The organism is Bifidobacterium erythrocebi (assembly GCF_012932675.1).
Lineage (GTDB): Bacteria > Actinomycetota > Actinomycetes > Actinomycetales > Bifidobacteriaceae > Bifidobacterium > Bifidobacterium erythrocebi.
Window position 1 is genome coordinate 67,384 of sequence record NZ_JAAIIF010000007.1, and the last position, 8,698, is coordinate 76,081.

The following is an 8,698-nucleotide window of genomic DNA, read 5'->3' on the forward strand; positions in this document are numbered from 1 at the left end:
ATGAACCGTTGCGGCCCCGCGTGCCGATGCCGTGATTCCAACCCCTCAACCGACCCGGAAACGGGAATCGGTTGAGGGGTTCGGTTTAGGATACAAGCATCATGGAAATGCTGGAAAGAAACGAACTGCTGGGGCTTGTGCCCACAGCGACGTATGGTGATCGCCTGCCGCAGAACGGCGAACGCGGGGGAGCGCTGCACCTCTCATCCGTACTGCCGGCCCTATCCAGCGCCATAGGGCACCCCGTCCCCACCAAGGTGCATCACGATCCGAAGGCCCTGCAGAACGCATTGGGATTCCCCGATGCACGTTCGGCCATCGTGGTGCTCGTGGACGGGCTCGGCTTCTGGAACCTCAACGAGCGCATCGGCCACGCGCCCTATCTGCGCTCGCTGATGAAGGACGGCGCGAACCGGCGTCCGATCTCGACCTGCGCGCCCAGCACCACCACGGCGGCCATGGGCACCTTCGGCACCGGTACATGCCCCGGGCTTACGGGCATGGCCGGCTATACGCAGCTCGCCCCCACGGGAGACAGGCTCATCCAGCTCATCCAGTTCAAGGATCCGCTCGCACCGAAGACCAATGGCCCGGTGGCTCCGATCGTCAAGCCGGACGAGCTGCAACGCCAGATCACGGTATTCGAGGCGTTGACAGCCCAAGGCGTGCCGGTCACCAGTTCGGGCCTGGCGAAGTTCAAAGGGTCGCCGCTGACCGAGGCGGCGTTGCGTGGCAGCGAGTATGTCGCCAACGTCACGCCACGCGATCGTGTGAGGGCGGCCGCCAGGGCCGCCCGCAAGCCGGGCCTGTCGTATCTGTACATCCGCGACGCGGATAAGGTGGGGCACAACAGCGGCTGGGATTGCGACAAGTGGGTCGCGACGTTCGAGCATATCGACGCACAGCTGGCTTTGCTGGCGAGGGAGGCGCCGAAGGGCACGCTGATCGTGATCACCGCCGACCATGGCATGGTGAACGCCGATCCGGCCGAACGCATCGACATCGCGCAGGAGCCGGCACTGCAGCGCGGCGTACGGTTCGTCGGCGGCGAGCCGCGTGCGGTGATGCTGTATGCGGATGACGATCCCGACGATGTCGCCGCACGATGGCGTGACGTGCTCGGCGATCGTGCGTTGGTGCGCACCAAGGCGCAGGCCATGCATGATGGTTTGTTCGGTGTTGTCGATCCGCGTGTGGAACCCATGCTCGGCGATGTGATCGTGCAGGCGTCCGGCGAGGTCACGATAGTCGACTCGCGCACCCAGGCGGACAAGGCCACGCGTCTTCCCAGCGTGCACGGTTCGCAGACCATGCAGGAGATGGACATTCCCTGCATCATCGATATCGCCTGAATAGGCCTGAATCGGACGGACTTGCAAGCGGCGGCGTTATTGCCAAGCCTAGAGACCATAAAGGGCCTGATGGATGTTGCTCCATCAGGCCCTTATGTTGTTTCTGTTCCATTTTTGTGATTTACAGCCGGTTCAGTCGCCGAACAGGATCTCGTCCCAGCTGGGGACCGCGGAACGGCCGCGTCTTCTCGGCTTCGTCTGCCTGGTCACGCGCGGTGTTTCGTCCGTGTCCGTCGAATCCTGGATTGCGATCGACTGTTCGGAGGTGATGCTGCGCGTCGCCGGCGCCGCATTGCCGCCATCGCCCTCCTCCAGGGCGCGGTGCAGTTCTTCGATGTCGCCGTGGCCTTCCTCCGCCGGTCGAGCGTCCGTGCCGTTGCGCGCGCTGCCGTTCGCATCATCGTGCGCGTCGGGGGCACCATCCTGAGTGCCGGCTGCGTCGCCTGTGCCATTGGCGGTCGCGCTGTCGGCAGTCGCGTTATCGGCGGCCGTGCCGTCGTCGGGCGATTCGTGAGTCTCATCGCCGTCATGCGTTTCGGACTCGCCTTCGGCGGCCTCCTGGCTTTCGTTCGCCATATCCTCGGCGGTTCTGGCGGTACGGGCCACGGTATCCACGGCCTCGCGCTGCGTGCCGTCGGCACGTTCGGTGATCAGCGGCATCGTGGCCACGTCCGGTTCCGTTTCGGATTCGCCGGGCTTGCGTTCCTCGGCGGGCTTGTCGCCGCCCGCGGGCGAGGTCGTGTCCTCGAAGATGGCGTCGGGGGAGTACGCGCCGAGATTCTGCTCCTCCAGAATCCGCTTCGCGGTGTCGTTGAGGCTCACCACGGAGTTGTCATGCATGTTCCACGTCCACTCGGCGCGCATCTGACGGCCGGCAAGCGTGAAATCGGCGAAGATGTGCCAGGGCTCGTGCCCGTGGCGTATCGCGCTCCAAGCCAGCGAGTCGCGTTCGATCTGCGACGAGGTGATGGCCATGTCGACCAGATCCTCGATGATGTGCGCACGGCTCTCCTTGGGGGCGGGGACACGTTTGAACTGTTCGATGGCGTACTGCTTCTCGGTCTGCACCGAGGAGGAGAAACGGCGCACCAGCGCTTCGTTGAGATGGTACTGTTCCGCCACTTCGGACGGGGTCGACCCCGCGCGGATCAGCTGCTGGATCTTCGAGATCGGCAGCGTGTCGTGGGTTTGGGGCATCTGCTGCCCGGACGCCTCCAACCGGATCTGCTTGGCTTCGAGAATGGCTCGCTCCAGTTTGTCGTCCACCGTGACGAGGAACTTTTCGCCGCCTGCGACGAATACCAGGTCCCCGGCATCGGAGACATGGTCCAGCCGGGCGCCCCGAGGCGAATTATCAGCCATGCGCACACCACTTTCCACTAAAACTTTTGCACTTCTTTAAGTATGCCCCACGTGTCGAACTTTACGAGTATTTCTTTTCGTGTATCCTCTACGGGAGTAGACCCGACACCGAGTGCGTGTCGCTTGGACCGAAGAAAGGAATTGCGATGGCTCAGGATTACGATTTCCCCCGCAACAAGGACGAGGATGAGGAGTCGCTGCAGGCATTGGGCAAGAGCTCGCAGAATTCCGCGAGCGATCTTGACGATGACGAGAACGCCATTGCCGAGGACTACGAGCTGCCCGGTGCTGATCTGAGCAACGAGGACTCCTCTGTGACGGTGATTCCGATGCAGGGCGACGAGTTCATCTGCTCCGAATGCTTCCTGGTGAAGCACCGCAGCCAGCTTGACCACAACGGCGAGGACGGCCCCGTCTGCAAGGAATGCGCCGCCTGATGTCGTTCGACGAGACCTACAACGAGCCGGAGAACACTGAGGTTCTCATCAAGGCCGTACACGAAGGGCAGCCCGAAGAGCTGGTGCAGCTGCACTATGCGCATGCCGGCGACGCGGGTGCCGATCTGAAGGCTTCCGAATCGTTCGACCTCAAGCCGTTCGAACGCAGACTGGTTCCCACGGGCGTGGCCATCGCCCTGCCTGCGGGATATGTGGCGCTGGTGCACCCCCGGAGCGGCCTGGCCGTCAAACAGGGCGTCACCGTGCTCAACGCACCCGGCACCATCGACGCCGGGTACCGTGGCGAGATCAAGGTGCCGCTGATCAATCTCGACCCGGAACGCACCGCGCATTTCGAAGTCGGCGATCGTATCGCGCAGCTGGTCATCCAGCGGTATGTGGAGGCAAGGTTCGTTCCCGCCACGACGCTGCCGGGTTCCGACAGGGCCGAGCGCGGTTTCGGATCCACCGGAATCAAGGCATGACGCATCGCCTGCCCGCCTGGTCGACTACGGATCGGCGGGCAGGCGGTGATAACGTGGAGAACGTTCGCGTGTAGTACTGCAAGCGAGGGAGAGGGCAATTATGGCAGACAACGACATGGAGTTCGATTCCGCGAGAAAGCTGGGTTGCGAGGTCAGTTCCGATCCCACGAACCCGCTGCTGCCCATCATGCAGGCGTGCATGATGCACCATCCCGGCGAGGACATGACGATCCTCGAACGCGCCTACCGGCGTGCCGTCATCCAGCATTCCACGCAGCGACGCAAATCCGGCGAGCCGTACATCATCCACCCGCTCGCCGTCGCGCAGATCCTCGCCGACCTGGGCATGGGCCCGCGCGTGGTGGCGGCAGGCCTGCTGCACGACACCGTGGAGGACACCGACTACACGCTTGACGAATGCCGCGCCGAGTTCGGCGACACCGTCACCGGACTGGTCGACGGCGTGACCAAGCTGTCCAAGATGGAATACGGCGATTCCGCACAGGCCGAGACCATCCGCAAGATGGTCGTGGCCATGAGCCGCGACGTGCGTGTGCTGGTCGTCAAGCTCGCCGACCGCGTGCACAACGCCCGCACCTGGCGGTACGTCAAGACATCCAGCGCGGTCAAGAAGGCCCATGAGACGCTCGACGTATACGCGCCGCTCGCCAACCGTCTGGGCATGAACGCCATCAAGACCGAGCTTGAGGAACTGAGCTTCAAGACCATCTACCCGAAGATCTACAACGAGATCGTGGTGCTGGTCTCCCGCCGTGCAGGGCAGCGCGACGTGTATCTCAAGCAGATCCTCGCCGAGATCAACGAGGACCTGGACGAGCAGCACATCAAGGCGTACGTCACCGGACGCCCGAAGGACTACTTCTCCATCTACCAGAAGATGATCGTGCGAGGGCATGATTTCGCCAACATCTACGATTTGGTGGGCGTGCGCATCATCGTCGATTCGATCCAGGACTGCTACGCCGCGCTGGGTGCCGTGCACGCGCGCTGGAACCCGGTTCCGGGGCGGTTCAAGGATTACATCGCCATGCCGAAGCTCAACATGTACCAGAGCCTGCACACCACGGTGGTCGGCCCGGGCGGCAAGCCGGTGGAGATTCAGATCCGCACGTGGGACATGCACCGTCGCGCCGAATTCGGCATCGCCGCGCACTGGAAGTACAAGGAGAACGGCCAGGCCGGGCGTGCGCTGAGCTCGCCGGACAGCTCGGATCGCAAGCGCGGCGAGAGCCAGGACATCAGCGAGGCCGACAACCTCAAGTGGATCCAGCAGCTGGCCGATTGGACCAGCGAAACGCCGGATTCCAACGAGTTCCTTGGATCGCTTAAGGAGGATCTTGGCTCGGCGGAGGTGTATGTGTTCACCCCGAAGGGCAAGATCATCTCCCTGCCTGCACAGGCCACGCCGGTCGATTTCGCCTATGCCGTGCACACCGAGGTGGGGCACCGCACCATGGGTGCTCGCGTCAACGGCCGTCTGGTGCCGCTCGACACCAAGCTTGAGAACGGCGACACCGTCGAGATCCTGACGTCGAAGTCGGATACCGCCGGCCCGTCCCGCGATTGGCTGAGCTTCGCCAAGAGCCCGAAGGCCCGCAACAAGATCCGCCAATGGTTCAGCAAGGAACGTCGCTCCGAGGCCATCGAGGAGGGACGCGACGAACTGACGCGAGCCATGCGCAAGCGCAGCCTGCCCATCAACGTACTACTCACCCCGGAGGCGCTTATCGGCGTCGCCGACGAGCTGAACTTCCCGAATGCAGACGGCCTGTTCGCCGCGCTCGGCGACGGTCAGATCTCCACCCAGAACGTCATCTCGCATCTGGTCAAGGATGCCGGCACGGACGAGGTCAACGAGGAGATCGAGCAGGAGGTCCTGCCGCTCAAGCCGGCCGAACGCCGTGCCAAGTCCACGAGCTCCAGCGGCGTGTCCGTCAAGGGCGTGGGCGATGTGTGGGTGAAGCTCGCACGCTGCTGCATGCCGGTGCCGGGGGACAAGATCATGGGCTTCATCACCCGCAACCAGGGAGTCTCCGTGCATCGCGCCGACTGCCAGAACATGATCGATCTGAAGAAACGGCAGCCGGAACGCGTGGTCGAGGTCGAATGGACCAGCACGCAGGGCGTGTTCATGGTCAAGATCCAGGTGGAGGCGCTGGACAGGCGCAACCTGCTGTCCGATGTGACGCGCGTGCTGTCCGACCACGGCGTGAACATCATCTCCGGTTCGATCTCCACCGGTTCCGACCGCGTGGCCACCAGCCAGTTCAGCTTCGAAATGGCCGACCCGCAGCATCTGAACACGCTGCTCGCCGCCGTGCGCAAGATTGAAGGCGTGTTCGATGTGTACCGTCTTACCGGTGCCAAGGAATCCGCCGAGCCGCGTCTGCGCAAGATGAAGTGATGCAGTAGCGCAGCGAAGCGGCAGGCGCATCGGATACGAAAAAAGCGACCCCGTTCATCAGGGTCGCTTTTTCATATGCCTTCGATCATAAGGCGGCGTGAATCACTTCACCACTTCGACGGAGACGATGCCCACCGGTTCGGTCGGACGATCCATGCGATCGGTCTGCACGGCTTCGAGCTTGTCGACGACGGCCTTGGACTCGTCATCGGCGACCTCGCCGAAGATGGTGTGGTGACCGTCCAGCCACGGGGTCGGCACGGTGGTGATGAAGAACTGGGAGCCGTTGGTGCCGTGGATCTTGCCATCACGGCCGCGACGCAGGCCGGCGTTCGCCATGGCCAGCAGGTACGGGTGGTCGAACTTCAGGCTCGGGTCGATCTCGTCATCGAACTCGTAGCCCGGGCCGCCGGTGCCGGTGCCCAGCGGGCAGCCGCCCTGGATCATGAAGTCCTTGATGATGCGGTGGAAGGTCAGGCCGTTGTAGAACGGCTCGTTGGAGGGCTGGCCGCTCATCGGGTCGATCCACTGCTTTTCGCCGGTGGCCAGGCCGATGAAGTTGGCCACGGTGTTCGGGGCCTTGTCGTCGAACAGGTTGATGGTGATGTCACCTTCAGAGGTGCGCATGATAACTGTAGTCATGGTTCCCAGTGTCTCATGGGCTTGAGACCGGGCGAAAATTCTGCTGTCGCAAGGTTTTCTGGGGATGGGGAAGCAGCGGCGGAATTTGGTCCGGTCGCTTCTGGCCTCGCGCATCTCGTTCTTCGTCGGGTGTTCGACTCCGTTGAATGTTCAGCGGCGTTCGTTGCGTTCCTCGGTACGATGGTGGTTCTCGCCCGGTCCTCTCCTTGGCTGGCCGGGTGCTGCGACGTTCACTGGAGCTCGCTCTGGGGTGTTGCGAAACTGGGAGGGGAAACTGTGCTGAGCTCGTTCCCTCCCGAGGGTCAGATCGTATGTTGTCTGTTTTGTCCGTTTGATGGTAGAGTGGATGACAATCAGTAATTCAACCGGAAGGAGTGTGGGCGATGAGTTTGCCGGTGATTGATGCCGTGGTTCGCGCCGACAGGCCGTTTGCAATCCAGGGTTATGGCAAGACATACGAGATGACGGAGGCCGAGTTCAATGCCGCGATGCGTGCCGCTGACGCTTTGTCGGAGGGGGCTCGGTCTCTTACTACAGGCGAGGCCGCAAAGCTGCTGGGGGTGAGCGCCAAGACGGTCGCGCGTCTGATCGACGCGGGGCGTCTTCCCTCGCGCCGTTTGTCCGATACGGGACATCGGATGGTCGAATACCGTGACGTCGTGGCCTATAAGGAACGCCGTACCCGGCGCGGCCGTTTGCTGGAGGATGCTCGCGCATTGGCCTCGGATATGGGAGCCTATGGCGACACTGGTGCGGGTGAGGCGTCCGGGGAGCGTGGTTGATGCGGGCGGTGCTGGACGCTAATGTGTTCTATTCCACATGGGTAACTGATCCGCTGCTTTCGTTCGCGGATGCCGAACTGTATGAGCCTGTTTGGTCGGAGCACATCATGGAGGAGGTGCGCAGGCATCTGCCCTCGGTTTGGTCACGTGCCACGCGGGAGGGCGTGGATCGCTATCTGCGCACTCTGTCCATGGCCTTCCCGGAAGCGTCGGTTACTGATTGGGAACACTTGGAAGGTAAGGTGAAGCTTCCCGATCCGGACGACCGTCATGTCGTGGCCGCCGCGATCAAGGCCAATGCAGATGTAATCGTCACTTCGAATCTCGCTGATTTCCCTGCCGGAAATTTGAAGTGTTTCGGCCTGCGCGCGATGTCTCCAGACGCTTTTCTCGTCATGCTATTCGACAGCGATCCAGAAGAGGCGATGTCGGTGATGCGTTCCTTGGTGGATTCGAAGAAGCACCCGCCTCGCACCATGCAGGAGGAAACCAAGCGGTTGCGGAAACTCGGTCTGACCGGATTCGCTGGACGTCTGGAGATGATGGGGTAGTTGGCCTCGGTTATTCTTGGGTGTCTGTGGGTGCCTCGTGGGAAACGAGCGTAACCGGCAGACTCCCCAAGGACGGAAAACCTTGGAATAAAGCCAAAAACAGTTGGGCCGGATTATCATGCGAGGTGCGCATGATAACTGTAGTCATGGTCTTAAGTGTCTCATGGGCTTGAGACCGGGAAAGAATGTGTGTTACGCCGGCGTGGGATTGAGAGTTCATGCCGATGCTGGATGGGACATGGCCTGGTATCGGCATGAGAGGATTAAGGCGGAGTTCGGCACGGGCATCATGTGCAGGCGGCGGTGCTCGGTCTTGTGGCATGATTGGTGGTAATGGAATCAATGACGAGTCCAGAGGAACATCGCCAGCCCCCGACATGCGGATTTATCTGACGAAAGACATCTAGAATGAGCCGCAAGCGCTATGCCAAACTTGCGGCTCATTCTAGATAAAACTAGTCTGGCTTTACCAGGCAGATTTGGTTATCTAATTATTGTTATTACTCTTTATGGGCGGATAACCATAATATACGGAGGTAGTGCCCGAAAAGTTGCGCACTTTGGATCATGGCCGTCCATGGCGCGATGATCAGTTCGCTTCCACGAGGTTGTCATCGAGCCGGGACATGTCCAGGTAGCGGCGGTTCGACCATTCGTTCGCG

Annotated in this window: 8 protein-coding genes; 6 read left to right on the top strand and 2 right to left on the bottom strand. The window is 61.8% G+C overall.

Annotation, left to right across the window (positions count from 1 at the left end; translation table 11 throughout):
- Positions 1 to 101 precede the first annotated feature (101 nt).
- Positions 102 to 1,352 carry an alkaline phosphatase family protein gene (locus tag G1C98_RS03485; RefSeq protein ID WP_169079295.1) on the top strand — a complete coding sequence of 417 codons (1,251 nt, stop codon included), beginning with the start codon at positions 102 to 104 and terminating at the stop codon, positions 1,350 to 1,352.
- A 132-nt stretch (positions 1,353 to 1,484) separates the two neighbouring features.
- Here G1C98_RS03485 and sepH read toward each other — a convergent pair whose 3' ends face one another.
- Positions 1,485 to 2,714: a septation protein SepH gene (gene sepH / locus G1C98_RS09320; protein WP_240944896.1), complete on the bottom strand. Its 1,230-nt coding sequence runs from the start codon at positions 2,712 to 2,714 to the stop codon at positions 1,485 to 1,487.
- Positions 2,715 to 2,860: 146 nt separating this feature from the next.
- On the opposite strand from sepH, the gene G1C98_RS03495 reads away from it, so the two are divergent.
- The 3 genes from G1C98_RS03495 to G1C98_RS03505 all read left to right on the top strand — a co-directional run bounded on the left by G1C98_RS03495 (position 2,861) and on the right by G1C98_RS03505 (position 6,061).
- The gene (locus G1C98_RS03495; protein WP_169079297.1) at positions 2,861 to 3,151 is read left to right on the top strand and encodes a DUF4193 domain-containing protein; all 291 of its coding nucleotides are present in this window, start codon (positions 2,861 to 2,863) and stop codon (positions 3,149 to 3,151) included.
- Positions 3,151 to 3,636, top strand: coding sequence for a dUTP diphosphatase (gene dut / locus G1C98_RS03500; RefSeq protein ID WP_169079298.1), 486 nt, complete (start codon positions 3,151 to 3,153; stop codon positions 3,634 to 3,636). The genes G1C98_RS03495 and dut overlap by 1 nt, the downstream gene beginning before the upstream one ends.
- Positions 3,637 to 3,736: 100 nt before the next feature.
- Positions 3,737 to 6,061 (top strand): RelA/SpoT family protein, encoded by a 2,325-nt coding sequence (locus tag G1C98_RS03505; protein ID WP_169079300.1) that lies wholly within the window; start codon positions 3,737 to 3,739, stop codon positions 6,059 to 6,061.
- A gap of 102 nt (positions 6,062 to 6,163) precedes the next feature.
- On the opposite strand, the gene G1C98_RS03510 is transcribed toward G1C98_RS03505, so the two are convergent.
- On the bottom strand, positions 6,164 to 6,703 hold the full coding sequence (locus tag G1C98_RS03510) for a peptidylprolyl isomerase (protein WP_169079302.1): 540 nt from the start codon (positions 6,701 to 6,703) through the stop codon (positions 6,164 to 6,166).
- Between the two features lie 383 nt (positions 6,704 to 7,086).
- On the opposite strand from G1C98_RS03510, the gene G1C98_RS03515 reads away from it, so the two are divergent.
- The gene (locus G1C98_RS03515; RefSeq protein ID WP_169079304.1) at positions 7,087 to 7,485 is read left to right on the top strand and encodes a helix-turn-helix domain-containing protein; all 399 of its coding nucleotides are present in this window, start codon (positions 7,087 to 7,089) and stop codon (positions 7,483 to 7,485) included.
- A complete protein-coding gene (locus G1C98_RS03520) occupies positions 7,485 to 8,036 on the top strand; it encodes a PIN domain-containing protein (protein ID WP_169079306.1) in 552 nt (183 codons plus the stop codon). Before G1C98_RS03515 ends, G1C98_RS03520 begins: the two co-directional genes overlap by 1 nt.
- Positions 8,037 to 8,698: the final 662 nt, after the last annotated feature.